At 61.4% G+C, this 17,519-nt stretch carries 16 protein-coding genes; 10 read left to right on the forward strand and 6 right to left on the reverse strand.

Translation table 11 applies throughout. The features are described 5' to 3' along the window. Positions 1–384: hypothetical protein (locus UIA24_RS19560; RefSeq protein ID WP_330523617.1), on the reverse strand; the 384-nt coding region annotated here is incomplete at its 3' end. 494 nt (positions 385–878) lie between these two features. Here UIA24_RS19560 and UIA24_RS19565 point away from each other — a divergent pair. From UIA24_RS19565 to UIA24_RS19610, 10 genes are all read left to right on the forward strand, one after another. Continuing rightward, positions 879–1,838: an AMP-binding protein gene (locus tag UIA24_RS19565; RefSeq protein ID WP_330523618.1), complete on the forward strand. Its 960-nt coding sequence runs from the start codon at positions 879–881 to the stop codon at positions 1,836–1,838. Further along, positions 1,835–2,602, forward strand: coding sequence for an ABC transporter ATP-binding protein (locus tag UIA24_RS19570; protein WP_099774281.1), 768 nt, complete (start codon positions 1,835–1,837; stop codon positions 2,600–2,602). Before UIA24_RS19565 ends, UIA24_RS19570 begins: the two co-directional genes overlap by 4 nt. Continuing rightward, entirely contained in the window at positions 2,602–3,483 is an 882-nt protein-coding gene (locus UIA24_RS19575) for a branched-chain amino acid ABC transporter permease (protein ID WP_099774282.1), read from the forward strand. Before UIA24_RS19570 ends, UIA24_RS19575 begins: the two co-directional genes overlap by 1 nt. Before the next feature lie 4 nt (positions 3,484–3,487). Continuing rightward, a complete protein-coding gene (locus UIA24_RS19580; RefSeq protein ID WP_102052016.1) occupies positions 3,488–4,552 on the forward strand; it encodes a branched-chain amino acid ABC transporter permease in 1,065 nt (354 codons plus the stop codon). 78 nt (positions 4,553–4,630) lie between these two features. Beyond that, positions 4,631–5,971 (forward strand): ABC transporter substrate-binding protein, encoded by a 1,341-nt coding sequence (locus tag UIA24_RS19585; RefSeq protein ID WP_099774284.1) that lies wholly within the window; start codon positions 4,631–4,633, stop codon positions 5,969–5,971. A gap of 82 nt (positions 5,972–6,053) precedes the next feature. Next, positions 6,054–7,394: an ABC transporter substrate-binding protein gene (locus tag UIA24_RS19590; RefSeq protein ID WP_102052141.1), complete on the forward strand. Its 1,341-nt coding sequence runs from the start codon at positions 6,054–6,056 to the stop codon at positions 7,392–7,394. Positions 7,395–7,461: 67 nt separating this feature from the next. Further along, on the forward strand, positions 7,462–8,238 hold the full coding sequence (locus tag UIA24_RS19595) for an ABC transporter ATP-binding protein (protein ID WP_099774285.1): 777 nt from the start codon (positions 7,462–7,464) through the stop codon (positions 8,236–8,238). Positions 8,239–8,607: 369 nt separating this feature from the next. Next, positions 8,608–9,960: an OprD family porin gene (locus UIA24_RS19600; RefSeq protein ID WP_330523619.1), complete on the forward strand. Its 1,353-nt coding sequence runs from the start codon at positions 8,608–8,610 to the stop codon at positions 9,958–9,960. Between the two features lie 48 nt (positions 9,961–10,008). After that, positions 10,009–11,241: an SfnB family sulfur acquisition oxidoreductase gene (locus UIA24_RS19605; RefSeq protein WP_330523620.1), complete on the forward strand. Its 1,233-nt coding sequence runs from the start codon at positions 10,009–10,011 to the stop codon at positions 11,239–11,241. 10 nt (positions 11,242–11,251) lie between these two features. Continuing rightward, positions 11,252–11,611: a hypothetical protein gene (locus UIA24_RS19610; RefSeq protein WP_099774288.1), complete on the forward strand. Its 360-nt coding sequence runs from the start codon at positions 11,252–11,254 to the stop codon at positions 11,609–11,611. A gap of 380 nt (positions 11,612–11,991) precedes the next feature. On the opposite strand, the gene UIA24_RS19615 is transcribed toward UIA24_RS19610, so the two are convergent. From UIA24_RS19615 to UIA24_RS19635, 5 genes are read right to left on the reverse strand one after another with little or no spacing between them, the layout of a single operon-like run. Continuing rightward, positions 11,992–12,981 carry an ABC transporter permease gene (locus UIA24_RS19615; RefSeq protein WP_330523621.1) on the reverse strand — a complete coding sequence of 330 codons (990 nt, stop codon included), beginning with the start codon at positions 12,979–12,981 and terminating at the stop codon, positions 11,992–11,994. Between the two features lies 1 nt (position 12,982). Beyond that, the gene (locus UIA24_RS19620; protein WP_330523622.1) at positions 12,983–13,981 is read right to left on the reverse strand and encodes an ABC transporter permease; all 999 of its coding nucleotides are present in this window, start codon (positions 13,979–13,981) and stop codon (positions 12,983–12,985) included. Then, entirely contained in the window at positions 13,971–15,482 is a 1,512-nt protein-coding gene (locus UIA24_RS19625; RefSeq protein ID WP_330523701.1) for a sugar ABC transporter ATP-binding protein, read from the reverse strand. Before UIA24_RS19625 ends, UIA24_RS19620 begins: the two co-directional genes overlap by 11 nt. Positions 15,483–15,487: 5 nt before the next feature. Beyond that, positions 15,488–16,498, reverse strand: a complete 1,011-nt coding sequence (locus UIA24_RS19630; protein ID WP_330523623.1) for a sugar ABC transporter substrate-binding protein — start codon at positions 16,496–16,498, stop codon at positions 15,488–15,490. Further along, positions 16,495–17,451 carry a sugar ABC transporter substrate-binding protein gene (locus UIA24_RS19635; protein WP_102052024.1) on the reverse strand — a complete coding sequence of 319 codons (957 nt, stop codon included), beginning with the start codon at positions 17,449–17,451 and terminating at the stop codon, positions 16,495–16,497. Before UIA24_RS19635 ends, UIA24_RS19630 begins: the two co-directional genes overlap by 4 nt. Between the last annotated feature and the right edge of the window lie 68 nt (positions 17,452–17,519).

A 17,519-nucleotide genomic window follows, 5' to 3' on the forward strand; every position in this document is an offset into this window, starting at 1 on the left:
GCTGCCGTTGACCTGGCCGTCGAGATCGCCGGTACCACCGTCGGTCACATACCAGGGGTCGTGCCCCTCGCCAGTATCGGTCTTGAGTACATCGTCAGGCGTGCCCCACACGCTGTCTGCGCCAGCGTCGGTGACATGATCCACTTCGAGTTTCACGGTACTGCCGGCGGCGAACCCGCTGGCCGTAATGACGGCTGTGCTGCCAGGAGCGTAGTCTTTCAGGTCGGTGGTGACCGTCGGTGCAGTCAGGGCGGCGGGATTGCTCAGGAATGTAAACGTCGTGCTGTCGCTCGCTTTGAAACCTTGAGTGAAGGGCGAAAGATCTGCACCGGTATAACTGGCTAGGTCGTTCTTCAGGGATGAGCTTTTTTTGTAAATAGTCATGACTTTCTCCAGACAGTTTTCAGTCTTCGAGACCTGACCGCAGCCCCTTTCTGCTACATGCCACAACTATGTAAAAGCGCCGGTGATTGCGCATTGGCCGATACTCCTAGGCGCGCTGGGAGTTTCGGACTACTTGGGGAAGGGGAAACGGGATAACGCACAGGGATGGCACCCGTGCTCAAGGTCGCGCGGCGCTGATTGCCCGCTCAGGTGGTCGGGTGCGTTCTTCTGGCAGGGTAGGGCGTTGATCAACTGTCCATGCACGAACAGTTGATCAACAGGCTGTCGCCACGCAGGCACGAGTCGGTGGCATTATTTTTAATCTAAGTATTTGAAAATAAACATAAATTATCTGTTGGCACGGATCCTGTTACATAGCTTTCAAACGCACCGGACAGTGGTGCGAAGCTGAGTAGACAGGAGCAGCCCAGTGCCACGTGAAATGCAGTTGAGCATCGTTGAGATGAGCGGTCTGGGCCTTCCAGGAGTTGCCTATGAAGGTCCATGAGCTGAACACCCGGCCGCTTGACGTGGTGCCGGACTTTGCCCTGTCGGCGCTGCGTCGCTGGGCCAGGGAAAAACCGTTGCAGATCGCCCTGCGTCACCGTCGCCAAGGCACTTGGAAGGCCTGGCGCTGGATCGATGTGTTGCGTGAAGTTGAACGGTGCGCTGCCGGCCTGCGTCAGCAGGGTTTTGTGCCTGAAGCGCGGCTGGTGTTGTGCGGTGCGATTGAGCCGTCCCTGCTGATCCTGGCAATCGCGGCCCACAGCCTGGGTGGATACAGCGCAGTCATCAGCCCGCAGAGCCGTGGCGAGGTGTTGCAGCGGCAGTTGCGTCTGCTGCGAGCGGATTTTGCCTTCGTGCAGCGCCGCGAGACCGTTGCTCACTGGCGTCTGGCTGGGCTTGACTCGCTGGCGCCACTGCGACTGTTCTGCGCCCAGGCCAGCACCGCACCGCACGGCGCGTTCCAGGTATTGCCCTTGGCGACACTGTTTAGCGGTGAACCGTTGTATCACGCTCGTCAGGGGTGGGCTCAGGCCGCTCGTGATGCGGTGGTCTGGGTTGATGAAGGCACGGAGTGGGCCCAGGGCCTGGCTCATGTGCTAAGCCGCTGGCTGGAACGTGGCGAAGGTTTTGCCTTTCCGGAAACCCGTGAAACGGCGCGCCGCGACCGCCGTGAAATCGCCCCGACTGCACTGCTGTTATCTGCTCAGCGTGCACAGACACTGGCTGAGGAAATCGAGGCACGGCTGGCACCTCAAGGCAGTTGGCGCCGCCGCTTGTGCGACTGGACCCTGGCGAATCCTCGGCGTGGCTTGCGCCGCTGGATCAAGTCGCGGGTGCGCCATTTGCTCGGTTTCCAGCGGGTGGCCCACATTGAACACCCGGCCAATGCCGAGCGTGCGCCTGGCCGGCTGTTGTGGCTGCACGAGGACCTGGAGCGTGTCGCATGAGTACGCTTCTTGAAGTCCGCAACATCTCCCTGTCGTTCAAAGGCGTGAAGGCCATCAACGACCTGTCGTTCGCCGTGCGTCGTGGCGAAATCTGCGCGTTGATCGGCCCCAACGGCGCGGGCAAGAGCTCGCTGTTGAACATCCTCAACGGTGTCTACCGTGCCGATGCAGGCGAGCTGGTGTTCGATGCCGAGCGGCTGCAGCGCCCGCATCCCCTGACGGCAGCGCGCTTGGGCATCGGCCGCACGTTCCAGAACAACGCGCTGTTCAAGAACATGAGCGTGCTGGACAACCTGCTCACTGGCCTGTCGCGTTTCCAGCGCAGCTTTTTTCTCGAGCAGGCGCTGGGCTTGCCACGGGCCCGGCGCGAGGCGCGGGTGTTCGCCGAACGTGCCGAGCAGGTGTTGGAGTTCCTGGAGTTGCAGCCCTGGCGCGACGTCGCGGTGGGCAGCCTGGCATATGGCCTGCAAAAGCGCGTTGAGCTGGGCCGCGCCCTGATTGCCCAGCCAACGCTATTACTGCTCGACGAACCCATGGCCGGCATGAATGCCGAGGAAAAACAGGAAATGAGCCGCTTTATTGCCGACATCAACCGCGACCTGGGCACCACGGTGATTCTGATTGAGCATGACATCAAGGTGGTCATGGACCTCTGCGCCCACGTCGTGGTGCTCGACTACGGGCGCAAAGTCGGTGATGGCACGCCCGCTGAGGTGCAGGCCAATCCTGACGTAATCGCTGCCTACCTGGGGACCGTGCACTGATGAATTTCTTCTTGGAAACCCTGATCGGTGGCTTGCTCGCCGGCACCATGTACTCGTTGGTAGCGATCGGTTTTGTGCTGATCTACAAGGCCAGTGGCGTGTTCAACTTCGCCCAGGGTGCGATGCTGCTGTTTGCTGCGTTGACCTTTGTCAGCCTGCACGAGCAGGGCGTGCCCTTCGTGCTGGCGCTGGCCCTGACCCTGGTAGTGATGATCATCGGCGCCCTGCTGATCGAACGCCTGGTATTGCGGCCCTTGGTCAACCGCTCGCAGATCACCCTGTTCATGGCCACCCTCGGCCTGTCCTTCATCGTCGAAGGGCTGGCGCAAGGGCTGATGGGCGCCCAGGTACGGGCGCTGGACCTGGGCATCGAGGATATCCCGTTGTTCGTGGGCGAGGTCATGATCAGCCAGTTCGACCTGGTTGCTGCCGCGGTTGCCGCAGTACTGGTCGCGCTGCTGGCATTGCTGTTCAACCGCACGCGAATCGGTATAGCCCTGCGTGCGGTGGCGGACGATACCCGTGCGGCCTTGTCCATTGGCATCAACCTCAACCGCATCTGGCAGATTGTCTGGGCCGTGGCCGGGATGGTCGGGCTGGTGGCCGGCTTGTTGTGGGGCGCGCGTCAGGGGGTGCAGTTCTCGCTGTCACTGGTGGTCCTCAAGGCCCTGCCGGTACTGATCATCGGCGGTTTCACCTCGATTGGCGGAGCCATCGTCGGCGGGCTGATTGTCGGTGCTGCCGAGAACCTCGCCGAGGCCTATATCGGCCCGCTGATTGGCGGTGGCATCACCCCTTGGTTCGCCTACTTCCTCGCCTTGGTATTCCTCTATATCCGCCCGGCCGGCCTGTTTGGCGACCGTGCCATCGAACGAGTGTGATCGTATGACCACGACTACTGCGCGCCTCACCACCAGCTTTGACGATGCGCCCCTGATCCTGGTACGTCGGCGCTGGCCCCTGGGCCTGGCGCTCCTGCTGCTGGTGGCCTTCGTGGCCTTGCCGCTGCTGGGCGATGACTACTGGCTCAATGCAATCCTGATCCCGTTTCTGGTGCTGTCGCTGGCCGGCCTGGGCTTGAACCTGTTGACCGGCTACACCGGCCAGACGTCGGTTGGCGCTGCGGGTTTCATGGCGGTCGGCGCCTTTGCCACCTATGGCCTGTTGCTGCGAGTGCCGGGTATCCCGCTGCCGTTGGCGTTGGTGGGCGGCGGGTTGATTGCCGCGTTCCTCGGCATGCTGTTCGGTATCCCCAGCGCAAGAATCAAAGGCTTCTACCTGATGGTCACCACACTTGCCGCACAGTTTTTCATTGAGTGGGTGTTTGCCAAGTTTCCCTGGTTCTACAACTATGCGTCGTCCGGCACCATCAGTGCGCCACGCCTGGAACTGTTCGGCTACAGCCTGGCCTCACCGGTCGGCCGCTACCTGCTGACCTTGAGCTGTGTGGTGCTGCTGACCTGGGTTGCGGTGAACCTGGTGCGCAGCCAGATCGGCCGCAACTGGATGGCGATCCGCGATATGGACACGGCCGCGGCAGTGATCGGCATCCCGGTGGATCGCTACAAGCGTCTGGCGTTTGCGGTCAGTTCGTTCTACCTGGGCATTGCCGGTGCGCTCTGGGCGTTCGCCTACCTGGGGACGGCCAGCGCCGGCAGCTTTGATATCAACCGCTCGTTCCAGATCCTGTTCATCATCATTATCGGCGGCATGGGCAGCATTGCCGGCAACTTCGTCGGTGCCGCGTTCATCAGCCTGATGCCTATCTTTCTCAACCATGCCGGGCAGTGGTTGTTCGGCGGCAATGTCGATGCCGGTCAGTTACAGAACCTGCAGAAAATCATCTTTGGCACGCTGATCATCGTGTTCCTGATCAAGGAACCGGAAGGCCTGGTACGCCTGTTCGGCAACCTGCGCGACCGGCTCAGGACCTGGCCACTGCGCTTCTAGCGCGATCAAGATTTCCATGCACCTTGACCCGACCACGGGAGGGGACGAACCACACTCCATCTCAAAGAAGTGAACGACATGCGTAACCCCCTCCAGCGTACCCTCATCAGCGCCTTGTTTGCGCTTGGCTTCCAGTCCCTGCTGCCCGCGGTGGCGCAGGCCGCCAGCAATGAACAGTTTGTGCCCATGGCCACCTACCGGGTCGGCGCCTATGCCTCCAGTGGCATCCCTTGGTGGGCTGGCGAGATTGACTATTTTCGCTACATCAACGAAGTCGAGGGCGGCATCAATGGCGTCAAGCTGGTCTGGCAGGAGTGCGAGACCGAGTGGAGCGTTGATCGCATCGTCGAGTGCTACGAGCGCTACAAGGGTGGCTTGAACGGCGCACCGACCGCGTTCTTCTTCACCCACAGTACGCCGGGCTCGTATGCGTTGATGGAGAAGGGCGCAGCTGACCGGATCCCGCTGATCGATGGTGCGGGCGGGCGTACCGAGTCCACCGACGGTAGCGTGTTCCCCTACGCGTTCCCGTTGTTGCTCAATTACTACGGCCAGGCGTCGGTGGGTATCAACTACATCGCCCAGCGCGAAGGCGGGTTCGACAAACTCAAGGGCAAGAAGATCGTGACCGTGTACCACGACTCTGCCTATGGCCGCGAGACCCAGGCGCCGATGGCGTTGCTGGCGCAGAAGTACGGCTTTGAAAACATCCAGATCCCGGTGGCCGATCCGGGTAACGAGCAGTCCGCGCAGTGGCGCCAGGTGCGCCAGATCAAGCCGGACTGGGTGTTTCTGCGTACCTGGGGCGTGTCCACGCCGGTCGGTATCAAGACCGCAGCACGCTTTGGCATTGCGGTCGATCGCATCATCGGTGACGTCTGGGCCGGCTCCGAGGCTGATGTGATTCCGGCCGGCACCGCGGCCAAGGGCTACCAGGCGCTGGCACCGTTCCCTGGCGGCGCGGAGTTCGAGATTCACAAACGCCTCAAGCAGTACATCCTCGACACCGGCAAGAGCGATCTCAAGGACCCAGCCTACTTCGGCAAGGTGTACTACAACGTCGGCTTGATCAACGCGGCCATCGCGGTTGAGGCACTGCGCACTGCGCAAACCAAGTTCGGCCATCGCCCGTTGAATGGCGAGGAAGCACGCTGGGGCTTTGAACACTTGAACATCGATGCGGCGCGCCTCAAGGCCAGCGGCTTCGAGGGCTTGCTCCCGCCCTTGAAACTGTCGTGTGCTGATCACGAGGGCGGTGGTGCCGCCCGCGTGCAGCAATGGGACGGGGAAAAGTGGCAGTTGGTGACGGGCTGGCTGCAAGCCGACCGCGACACGCTGCGGCCGCTGATCGAGGCCAAGTCCGCCGCCTACGCCAAGGAAAAGGGCATCACCCCACGTGATTGCGCGGCCGAACAGTAAGCCTGTCTGCCTCATGAAAGCACCTGCCCGCGGCACCCCTTGGGTTGCCGCGCGGCGAAAGGACGAGAGAGAACCCATGATCCTGAATGCAACCCTCAAATACAGCGCCACCGCGCTCGCCCTGGCGCTAGGCCTCTACTCGGCATTGCCACAGCCAGCACAGGCCGCCGCCACAGAACAATTCTTTCCCCTGGCCACCTACCGCGTCGGCGCTTATGCCTCCAGTGGTATTCCGGTGTGGGCCGGGATGATCGACTACCTGCGTTACATCAATGAAGTGGAAGGCGGCATCAACGGCGTCAAGTTGGTGTGGCAGGAATGCGAGACCGAATGGACGGCGGAGAAGGGCATCGAGTGCTATGAGCGCTTCAAGAACGGCCTCAATGGAGCCCCCGTGGCCCTCTATCAGCCCAACGGAGCACCCGCTGCGTACGCCCTGGCCGACAAGGCTGCCGCTGACAGGATTGCGCTGATCACGCTCGGCTATGGCCGCACCGAGGCCACCGACGGCAGTGTGTTCCCGTACAACTTCCCAGCCATGTTGACCTTCTACAGCGAGGCCTCGGCATTCATCAATTACGTAGCAGCGCGCGAGGGGGGCCTGGACAAGCTCAAGGGCAAGAAGATTGCCACCGTCTATCACGACTCCGCCTACGGCCGTGAAACCCAGGGGCCGCTGCAGCTGCTGGCAGAAAAGTATGGTTTCGAGAACATCCAGATCCCGGTGGCCGATCCTGGGAACGAGCAGGCTTCGCAGTGGCGTAAGGTGCGCCAACTCCAGCCGGACTGGGTATTCCTGCGTACCTGGGGCGTGTCCACGCCGGTGGCGATTAAGACGGCGGCGCGCTTCGGTTATCCGGTAGACCACATTGTCGGCGACATTTGGGCCAGCTCGAATGAGGACGTACTGCCCGCGGGCGAGGCGGGCAAAGGCTACCTGGCGCTGACGCCATACCCAGGCGGTGCCACCTTCGATATTCACCAGCGCATCAAGCAGCACATTCTCGACAAGGGCAAAAGTGACCTCAAGGACCCCAAGAGTTTTGGCAGCGTGTACTACAACTCCGGGCTGGTGAATGCGGCCATCGCGGTAGAGGCGATACGCGCCGGGCAGAAAAAATTCGGCAACCGTCCACTCAACGGTGAAGAGGGACGCTGGGGCCTGGAGCACTTGAACCTCGACGATGCACGCCTCAAGGAGATCGGGTTTCTGGGCCTGATGCAGCCGCTCAAACTGTCGTGTGATGACCATGAGGGCGGCGGTGCAGCCAAGGTACAGCAGTGGGACGGCAAGCAGTGGAACCTGATCACCGACTGGGTTCAGGCCGACCGTACGACCTTGCGCCCACTGATCGATGCCAAGTCTGCCGAGTACGCCAAAGAAAAAGGTGTTCAAGCACGCGATTGCGCGGCTGAGCAGTAAGTGATGCCTGCCCTGCGTACCGCGATCCTGAACGGTGCGCCCTGAGCTTAGTAGAAGGTGCGTATAGATGAATACAGTAACCCGTCCTGATGTCGAGCGTGCCGAACTGCTCGCCGTCGAGGACATCGAAGTGGTCTATGACGGCGCCATCCTCGCGGTTGTCGGCGTTTCCCTGCGCATCGAGGAGGGCGGTATTGTCGCCCTGCTGGGGGCCAACGGTGCAGGTAAAAGCACCACGCTCAAGGCTATCTCCGGCCTGGTCCAGGCCGACCGGGCGCGGGTTACCCGCGGCCAGATCCACTTTCGCGGGCAGGACACCGCCGGGGTCGCGGCCAACGTGCTGGCACGCCAGGGCATTGTCCATGTGCTGGAAGGGCGTCATGTGTTTGCCCATCTCACCATCGAGGAAAACCTGCGCAGTGGCGGCTTTTTGCGCAACCCCTCCAGGCGTGAGCTGGAGCAGGACCTGGAGCGGATCTACACCTGGTTTCCGCGGTTGAAGACCAAGCGCAAGACCCAGGCGGGGCTGACCTCGGGCGGCGAACAGCAGATGCTGGCCATTGGGCGTGCGCTGATGACCCGGCCCTCCCTGGTGTTGCTTGATGAGCCGTCCATGGGGCTGGCACCGATCATCGTCGAGGAAATTTTCGATATCGTTGCCCAGCTCAATGCTCAGGAAGGCGTGAGCTTTCTGGTGGCCGAACAGAACATCAATGTTGCGCTGCGTCACGCCAGTTATGCCTACATTCTGGAGAACGGCCGGGTGGTGGGTGAGGGCGCCGCCAGTGAGTTGGCCGCCCGCGAAGACATCCAGCATTTCTACCTCGGTGGCAAGGCCGACTGAGGCACCTCAGGCACTCGTTTTCCTCCTCTCCCGATGGGTGCCTGTGCGCCCATCGGTGCGGTTTTCTACCGTACCCCGCAACTGATCTCTCCTTTTCCAGCCCACATACAACATGACTTTCCGCGTGCGAATCCGCCTGCGGTGGATGGTGTTCGGCTGTGCCTGACGGTATTCGGGTGTCGACCTTCGAATGTGCTGTGTGGCACGCAACACTGATCGGTCAGTTTGCCCGTTGGTAAAATTCACGTTTCTCAGGTTTGTATTTTAAGTTGTTGATATATAACGATTAATTAATTGGCATGGTTGTTGAAATAGTTGAGTGAACAGCGCCTGCACGGGCGTTACATACGCAACTACTAGGACCTTGCCATGCGTTTTGGAAACAACCATCGAACAGCCCTTTCATTGACCCTTGCCCTGGCCAGCCCGGCCTTTGCCGCCAGCGAAGAAAGCGAAGGCTTCCTTGAGGGCACTCAGGTACATGTGCTCAATCGCAACTACTTCTTCAGCCAGGACTACCGCAACGGCGATTTCGCCCGCAACCCCAATACCGGTGAACGGCAGAGCCAGCACCGCGAATGGGGGCACGGTGTGATTGCCGATGTGCAATCCGGTTTCACTCAGGGCACGGTCGGCTTTGGCCTGGATGTGCAGGGCGTATTGGGCCTCAAGCTTGATGGCGGTAATGGTGTGGTCGGCAACGGTGTGGGGGTGCCTGGCATCGTTTCTCGCTCTGGCGCCAACTTCGATGGCGAACCCAAGGATGAGTACAGCAAGGTCGGCGCGGCGCTGAAGGTGCGGGCCTTCGACACCGAAGTGCGCTACGGCGATGTGCGCCCGACCAGCCCGGTACTCTATGCCAGCGATATCCGCCTGTTGCCCCAGACCTTGCGTGGCCTGGTGTTTCGTAACACCTCCGTGGAGGGCCTGACCCTGCAGGGCGGCAAGCTTGAGTCGAGCAGCGATCGCAACGCCAGCAACCACCGTGGCGACCTCGGCACGGTGTACGCAGGGCTCTTCAAGGGCGCCAACGATGTGATCTACCTGGGCGGTGACTATGTGTTCAACGACCAACTGAGCTTCAAGTTGCACACCAGCCGACTTGACGACATCTGGAACCAGTCATTTGCCCGCTTCGATTTTGTGCAGCCGATCAACGAGGCCCTGAGCGTCAACACCGGCCTGAACTACTACCGCACCCGCGACAGCGGCAAGGCGTTGGCCGGCAAGATCGACAACGACTCCTGGAGCGCCCATGCCGGGCTGGGTTATGGCGCCCATGCCTTCAAGTTGAGCTACACGCGGATCGACGGTGACACGCCGTTCGACTATGTCTGGAACACCTACGACCTTGAGTTGGATGCCGCATCCCAGATATCGGACTTCAACAACCCCAACGAGCGTGCCTGGGAGGCGCGTTATGACTACAACTTCGTTGGCCTCGGTGTGCCGGGCCTCACCCTGACCACGCGTTACGTGCGCGGTACCGACATCGATGGCAGCCGCGCCGGGGGTGCCTACAGCTACTACAGCGGCATCAAGGATGGCAGCCACTGGGAGCGCAACGTCTGGATCAAGTATGTGGTGCAGAGCGGGCCGGCCAAGGACCTCTCATTCAACCTGATGCAGGCCACGCACCGTGTCGGCGGCGATCACGTGGCCGAGTCCAACGTTGACGAAGTGCGTTTCATCGTCGAGTACCCGCTGGATTTCCGCTTGTAAGCCTGTGCTGTAGCCCTTTCTTACCTGTACCGCATGGAGTAGTCACGCATGACCGATAGACTGCATACCCGCCTGCCCGAGCAGGCCGTTTCAGCGCCTCGGCGTCCGGCCCATATTATTCGTAGTGATGCCGAAGCCATTGAGGTGGCCCAGCGCCTGGCCCAGGATTTTGCCCAAGAAGCCGTTGCGCGTGATCGCGAGCGACGTCTGCCGTGGGCGGAGCTGGACCGCTTTTCCGAGAGTGGCCTGTGGGCCATTACCGTTCCCAAGGCCCATGGTGGTGCTGGTGTGTCCTACGCCACGCTGACCGAGGTCGTGGCAACCGTTTCAGCGGCGGACTCCTCGCTGGGGCAGTTGCCGCAGAATCACTACGGTGTGATCAATAACCTGTTGTTGACCGGGAGCGAGGCACAGCAACATCACTATTTTGCCAAGGTGCTTGCCGGCTATCGGTTCGGCAATGCCTTCTCTGAAGCCAAGAGCAAAACCGTCACTGCGTTTGAAACACGCATTCATTTTGAGGGCGACACCGCGGTGCTGGAGGGCGAGAAGTTCTATTGCACCGGCGCGCTGTTCGCTCACATCGTCCCGACGGCGGCGGTGGATGAGCAGAACCGGCCGTTCATTGCGTTTGTGCCACGGGATGCGCAAGGGCTGAGCATTGTCGATAACTGGGATGGCTTTGGGCAGCGCACCACCGCCAGTGGCAAGGCATTGATTGACCGCGTACGCGTGCCGCTCAGCGCCGTGATTCCGGCCTGGAAAGCCTATGACCGACCCACCGCCGATGGGCCGGTGTCGCAGATCATTCAGGCTGCAGTGGACACCGGCATTGCCCGAGGCGCGTTTGCCGAAACCCTGCGTGTGGCGCGAGAGGCGCGCCCGTGGGTCGACAGTGGTTTGCAGCACGGATGGCAAGACCCGCTGAGCCAGGCTGCTATTGGCGATCTGGCCTGGCGCCTGCACGCTGCCGAAGCGATCCTCCAGGCGTCCGCCCAGGCCGTGGACCTTGCGCTTGCGGAGCCTACCGAGGCGAGCGTCGCCCACGCCTCGGTGGTTGTCGGCCAGGCCAAAGTCCTGTCTACCGAGATCGCTTTGTTGGCGTCGACCCGGCTGCTGGAGCTGGGTGGCACGCGCAGTGTGTCTGCCAGCCAGGGGCTGGACCGTTTCTGGCGTAACGCGCGCACGCATACGCTGCACGATCCGGTGCGCTGGAAATACCACCTGATCGGCAACCAGCGCCTGAACGGCGTCAATCCACAACGTCACTCCTGGAACTGAGGACCTGCTTATGTCTCACGCTCATACACTGGCCGACCTGGGGTTCGCGCAAAATGTTCAACGTGCGCTGGTCGAACACTTGCAAGGCAGCCCGTTGAAGGACGATACCCTGACCATCGCAAGTATTGGTGACCTGGAGGTGCGTATTGCTGCCGCTGATGCGTTGCTGGCGCAGGCCGGGCGCTCGTCGGTCGAGGCCGCCACCGCACGCTTGGCTGCCGCAGAAGCGGCACAACGGGCGAGTGAACTGCAGGTCGAACTGACCGGAAGGCAAACGCCGCGCCCGTCGATTGAGGGCGATGCCGTACCGTTGTCGCAACTGCGCCGTCGCTTGGGCGACCACTACCTTAACGGTGTGGCACTGACCTGAGCAAAACACACCTGCCATCCCGAGGGATCGGCATGGCAGGTGTGTCATTCGCCTTGTGAACATATCCATTCCCTGCAGCGGCACCACCGGCTGGTTTCACCTGAGCAGGCTTGCCTGCAATGGTATCCGCGGGGTGTCAGTGCCTTCGCGGCGCCTGCATCGCGGGCAAGCCCGGCTCCTACAGGGATGGACTGTGCGATTGCTTCAGCGCAGTGTCAGCAAGTCCGAGGCGTCTGCATCGTTGGCAAGCCAACGCTCACAACGATCCACACAGAACACTGCATTTCCTGTAGGAGCTGGCTTGCCTGCGATGGCGTCGGCGAAGTGCCAGCGAGACCGTGGCGTCTGCATCGTTGGCAAGCCAACTCCTACAGGGGTGGTCAGGACGGGTCCTTGAATACGCGGCGACCAAGGTAGCTGAACGACAGCACCAGCAGAATCAGTGCGCCCGTGGCCACCTGTTGCCAGTAGAAGTTCCAGCCGATCAGCAGCAGGCCATTGGCGGTGATGTTCAGGAACAGTACGCCCAGCAGTGTACCCGGTACGTTGGCCCGCCCATGGCGGTTGAGGGTGGTGCCGATAAATACGGCGCCGATGGCATTGATCAGAAAGGCGTTACCCGACATCGGTACGTAGGCATTCACTGTGCTGCTCAGCAAAATACCCGCGACTGAGCAGGCCAGGGCGCACGCGATGAACACCCGGGCGGTGATGCGCTGCACCGGCACACCGCTGTAGCGCGCGACCTCCGGTTGTTCGCCGATGGCCAGCACCTGACGGCCGAAGCGGCCTTTGGCGAGCGCTACACCGTAACCCGCCGCCAAAATTGCAACGATCAGTAGCGGCAGCGGAATGCCGAGCACGACGATGCTGGCCAGGGCAGGGCGTGCCTGTGCAGCCAGGTAGATCGGCTGGCCGCCGTCGGAGAGCAACTGCTGCACGCTGGTGCCGATAAAGAGCGTACCGAGCGTCGCCAGGAATGGCGAAATACGCAGCCCGCTGATCAACACTGCGTTGAATACGCCGGTCAGGCCGCCCACCAGTATCGCGGACACGATTGCCGGAAACAGCCCAAAGCCAGCATTGAGCGATACGACGAACGTCAGTGCAGCCAGATCCAACGCTACGCTCACCGAAAGGTCGATACCGCCAGCGCTGATTGCCAGCGTCATGCCGATGGCGACGATGGCCAGGAGGGCGAAATTGTTGAGCAATACACTGCTGAGGTTGCCCACACTGAGAAAACCGGGTGCATTGACCGCGAAAAATACCAGCAGCACCAGGAACAAGACGGGCAAGACCAGGCGCAGCCATTGACGACTGATTGATACCGAGGCGGTGCTGGGTAGCACTGTGGTTGATTGGTTCATGTCACGATCTCCCACGCAGCAGGCTTGAACTGGCGACGACCAGTAGAATCAATACACCCTGTACACCGTTGACCCAGAAGCTGGAGATGTTCAGCAGTTGGAAACCATTGACCAGAAAACCCACCAGCAACGTGGCCAGCAATGTACCGCTGATGCTCGGGCGCAGGCGGCGGGAGAACACGCTGCCTAGAAAGGCGATGGCTACAACCGACAGCAGCATCTCCCCAGAGCCGGTAGTGCTTCCACTGAACCAGGCGGCCGAACAAAACGACGCCAGGCTCCCGCACAGACCACTGAGCAGGTAGCTGGAGAACTGATAGGCCGCCACAGGCAGGCCTGCTGCGGTCGCTGCTTCCGGGTACTCGCCAACGGCATACAGGCGCAGGCCGTAACGACTGAACTGGATCAGCAGCGTCAACAGCAGCGCGGCCATGAGGAACACCCAGGCCAATGCCGGCTGCCCCAGCCAATGACCAAAACTGAGCAGCTCCAGTAGCGCTGACTCGGTTGGCAGCACGGTATTTTCAGTCAACACCAGCTCCAGGCCGGCAATCAGGTTCATGCTGGCCAGCGTCGCCAGCAGTGGCGGCAGGCGCAGGCCGACCACCACCAGGCCGTTCAGCGCACCGATGGCCAGGCCGCATGCCAAGGTCAGGGCGATGCTGCTGGCCGCACTGACGCCCGCGTTGTTCAGCGTGGCATAGACGGCGGCCGACAGCCCGAGATTGGCCGCCAGCGACAGGTCAAGGCCGCCAGATACCACGTTGGAGCCGCCACCGATGATCACGATGGTCAGCCCGAAAGCGAGTAGGCCGAGGATTGCAGATTGCGCGAAGACATTCGAGAGGTTGGTAGGTGAAAGGAAGTTTTGCGCTGTACTGGCAAACACCAGCAAGATCGCCAGGAACGCCAGCGAGGCGCCATGGCGCAGCAGTTTCAATTGCCAGCGGTTCGAGCGTCGTGGGACCGACACGCTGGCCAGGGAGAGATCAGTGGACATAGTCGGGTTCCTGTTGATGATGTGTGCCGGACGCAAGCGCCAGTAGCGTGTCGCTGTCGAGCTCGGCGGCCTTGCGTTGCGCAACGATGGCCCCTCGGTGCATGACATAGACGCGGTCGCACAGGCCCAGCAGCTCGGGCAGATCGGACGAAAGCAGCAAGACACCGGCGCCTTGCTCCACCAGCTTTCCGATCAGACGGTAGATCTCCACTTTGGCGCCGATGTCGATACCGACGCTGGGTTCGTCCAGCAGGTAGAGGGTCGACTGCCGGCTCAGCCATTTGGCCAGCGCCACCTTCTGCTGATTACCACCGCTGAGCTGGCGCACCCTGGCCTGCGGCCCGGACGTCTTGATCAGCAGATGCTCGATCAGGGCTTGGGTTTCCTGCTGCTCGCGGCGTTCCGAGAGCAGCCCAAACCGGGTGAAGCGTGAGAGGCTGGCCAGGGTGCTGTTCTCCTGAACGGACAGGTCCAGCGCCACCCCTTGCCGGCGGCGCTCTTCCGGCAGCAGGGCAACGCCTTCGCGCACGGCCTGATGCGTACTGTTCAACTCGACAAGTTGCCCGTTCAGGCGAATCTCGCCCTGTTGCGCCGGGTCCAGGCCGAACAGGCTTTTCAGCAGCTCCTTGGCGCCGGAGCCCACCAGCCCGGTGAGGCCGACGATCTCGCCACGGCGCACCAGCAGGTCGATATCGCGATAGGCATGCCGCTTCTGCAGGCCGCTCACCTGCAGTAGCGGCTCGCCCAATGCGACCGGCTGCTTGGGGTACATTTCGGCCACTTCGCGGTTGACCATCAGGCGCGTAATTTCTGCCAGCGACGTGTTGCGCGGATCGACCTCGGCGACATCACGCCCATTGCGCAACACGGTCACCCGGTCACACAGGTGTTCGATCTCTTGCAGGTAGTGAGAGATGTAGATGATCGCCAAGCCCTGATCACGCAATCGCTTGACGATGCGCAGCAATTGCTCAACCTCGCGTTGCACCAGCGCGACGCTGGGCTCATCGAATACCAGCACCTTGGGTTTGGCGATCAGCGCGCGGGTAATCTGCACCACCTGTTGCTCGGCGCTGCTCAGCTCACCGATCAATGCATCCGGCGGCAATTTCAGGTCGAAATACGCGTCAAGCAGGCGTTCGGCTTCCCGCTGTTGCGCACGGCGATCGACGAAAGGGCCGCGGTGTATTTCCTGGCCGAAGAACAGCGCCTCGCTCACCGTGAAACTGGCGGGCAGCAGTCGCTCCTGGTGAATGAACTGAATGCCGAGACCTGCCACCTGGCGCGGCGTGAAGTGTGTGTATTGCTGACCGTCCACCCACAGGCTGCCGGCATCCGGGCGATGAATGCCGGCAAGTACCTTGATCAGGGTCGATTTTCCAGCACCGTTCTCACCGACCAGGCCATGCACGCTGCCACGCTGGACCCGCAGGCTGGCATCGTCCAGCGCGCGCGTGACGCCGAACTGCTTGGTCAGGTTGCGAAGCTCCAGGGCAGGGATGTTGTTCAAGCATCACCCCTGAGGCGGCGAACGTCATCGACGTTGTCCGCGGTGGTCAACAGTGTCTCGACGAAGGTTTCCTTGGGCAGGTCGTGTTCACCTGCCAGGTAACGGGCGACGTTGTGCACCGCCAGGCGTCCGATCAGTGCCGGTTGTTGCGAAACCACGGCGGCGACCGGCGTATTGGGTTGTTTAAGCAGGTCCAGTACTTCCGGTGTGCCGTCGACGCCGTAGGTCTTGATCTCGGTGCGCCCTGCGTCGATCAGCGCCTGGCTGGCACCCAACTGCGGCAAATCCCAGGCCGTCCAGATCGCATCGATCTCGCCCTTGGGGTATTTGTTCAGCAGCGCGGCGACTTGACTGCGGGCGTCCTGCACGGTGTTGGGGATGACATCACGCAGCTCCGGCTCGAGGAACTCGATTTGTGGGTAGAACTTGGTCACGAGCTTCAACTGATCGTAACGAATACCGCAGCTTGGCACCCCATAAAAGCCATTGAACACCAGCACGCGTCCCTTGCCGCGCAGGTCCGCCACCAGCTTCTTGGCCAGGATCAGGCCGGTGCTCCAGTTGTCCGCCGAGATGGTATTGATGGCGTACTGCGACGGCACCTCGATGGTGAACAGCGGAATGCCGGCCGCCGCAATACGCTTGAACCAGGGGTCGATGATGCTCAAGGTGCCCAGCGTGTGGATCACCGCATCAGGCTTCTGGGTGACCAGGTTCTGAAGTTGGGTGACCATGGCCTTGTCGTTGCGCCCCGCGTCCAGGGTGATGGGCGTTCCGCCCAACCTTTTTACTTCTTCGACCTGCGCGGCGAACGCACGGCTATCGAAGTAGATGCTGGTGCCCACGGTGCTGATGGCGATGCGTTTGCCCGCCAGTGAAGGCACCGGAGCGTCGCCACTCGGGCTGGCTGCTCGGGCCAGGGAAGAAAGACCAAGGCCGGCAGCCAGGGTAACGCCAGCGCCCAGCAGGGCGCGTCGGCCGATATCGAAATCACTTTTCTGGCTCATTGGTCACCTCGCAGTTGTTGCATTTCATCCAGGTTGTTTGCAGTGGTCAGCAGGGTGGAAACGTGGGTTTCCTTAGGCAGGTCTTTTTGCCCGGCCAGGTAACGCGCGACATTCTGTACTGCGGTTTTTCCGATCAAGACGGGTTGCTGGGCCACAACGGCGCCGATGGGCGAATCGTCTCGCTGTATCAGGTCGAGCACTTCCGGTGTGCCATCGACACCGTAGGTCTTGATCTCGGTGCGCCCGGCGTCAATCAGCGCCTGGCTGGCGCCCAGTTGCGGGATGTCCCAGGCCGACCAGATGGCCGCGATCTCACCTTTTGGGTACTTGTTGAGCAACGCCGCGACCTGCGAGCGGGCGTCTTGCACGGTGTTGGGGATGACGTCACGCAGCTCGGGCTGAATGACCTTCAGATCAGGATGGTCGGCCAGCGCCTTGATCAGTTCGTCATAGCGGATGCGGCATACGGGCACGCCATAGAAACCGTTGAACACCAGGATGTTGCCCTTGCCACCGGTATCCTTGACCAGTTGCTCCGCCAACAAACGGCCCGCTGCGTAGTTGTCCGAGGTGGTGTTGTTGATGCTGTACTGCGAGGGCGCATCGATGGTGAACAGGGGAATGCCGGCCGCCTTGATGCGTTTGAGCCAGGGGTCGATCACGCTGAGCGTACCCAGCGTCTGGATAACGGCATCAGGTTTTTGGGTGACCACGGTTTGCAGTTGCGTGACCAGGTTTTTGTCGTTCCGGCCGGCATCCAGCGTAATGGGAGTACCGCCCAGGCGTTTTACCTCGTCGACCTGAGCCTGGAACGCCTTCACGTCGAAGTAATGGCTGGTGCCGGTCATGCTGATGGCGATGCGCTTGCCTGCCAATGACGGCACGTCGTCACTGGCGTAGGTGTTGGCGCCAAACAACAACGCGGTGCAGAACAGCATGTGCAGAAGTTTCATCGTATTCCTCTTCAAGGCATGTACGGCTCGACCGGCTACTTAACGGTCAGTAGCGGGCGACACATTTC

This window comes from Pseudomonas sp. AL 58 (assembly GCF_036348395.1).
Classification (GTDB): domain Bacteria; phylum Pseudomonadota; class Gammaproteobacteria; order Pseudomonadales; family Pseudomonadaceae; genus Aquipseudomonas; species Aquipseudomonas defluvii.

What these genes read in the sequence shown, in the direction of transcription:
- UIA24_RS19565 (WP_330523618.1), top strand. Translation starts at nt 879, where the DNA reads ATGAAGGTCCATGAGCTGAACACCCGGCCGCTTGACGTGGTGCCGGAC.
- UIA24_RS19570 (WP_099774281.1), top strand. Translation starts at nt 1,835, where the DNA reads ATGAGTACGCTTCTTGAAGTCCGCAACATCTCCCTGTCGTTCAAAGGC.
- UIA24_RS19575 (WP_099774282.1), top strand. Translation starts at nt 2,602, where the DNA reads ATGAATTTCTTCTTGGAAACCCTGATCGGTGGCTTGCTCGCCGGCACC.
- UIA24_RS19580 (WP_102052016.1), top strand. Translation starts at nt 3,488, where the DNA reads ATGACCACGACTACTGCGCGCCTCACCACCAGCTTTGACGATGCGCCC.
- UIA24_RS19585 (WP_099774284.1), top strand. Translation starts at nt 4,631, where the DNA reads ATGCGTAACCCCCTCCAGCGTACCCTCATCAGCGCCTTGTTTGCGCTT.
- UIA24_RS19595 (WP_099774285.1), top strand. Translation starts at nt 7,462, where the DNA reads ATGAATACAGTAACCCGTCCTGATGTCGAGCGTGCCGAACTGCTCGCC.
- UIA24_RS19600 (WP_330523619.1), top strand. Translation starts at nt 8,608, where the DNA reads ATGCGTTTTGGAAACAACCATCGAACAGCCCTTTCATTGACCCTTGCC.
- UIA24_RS19605 (WP_330523620.1), top strand. Translation starts at nt 10,009, where the DNA reads ATGACCGATAGACTGCATACCCGCCTGCCCGAGCAGGCCGTTTCAGCG.
- UIA24_RS19610 (WP_099774288.1), top strand. Translation starts at nt 11,252, where the DNA reads ATGTCTCACGCTCATACACTGGCCGACCTGGGGTTCGCGCAAAATGTT.
- UIA24_RS19615 (WP_330523621.1), bottom strand. Translation starts at nt 12,981, where the DNA reads ATGAACCAATCAACCACAGTGCTACCCAGCACCGCCTCGGTATCAATC.
- UIA24_RS19620 (WP_330523622.1), bottom strand. Translation starts at nt 13,981, where the DNA reads ATGTCCACTGATCTCTCCCTGGCCAGCGTGTCGGTCCCACGACGCTCG.
- UIA24_RS19630 (WP_330523623.1), bottom strand. Translation starts at nt 16,498, where the DNA reads ATGAGCCAGAAAAGTGATTTCGATATCGGCCGACGCGCCCTGCTGGGC.
- UIA24_RS19635 (WP_102052024.1), bottom strand. Translation starts at nt 17,451, where the DNA reads ATGAAACTTCTGCACATGCTGTTCTGCACCGCGTTGTTGTTTGGCGCC.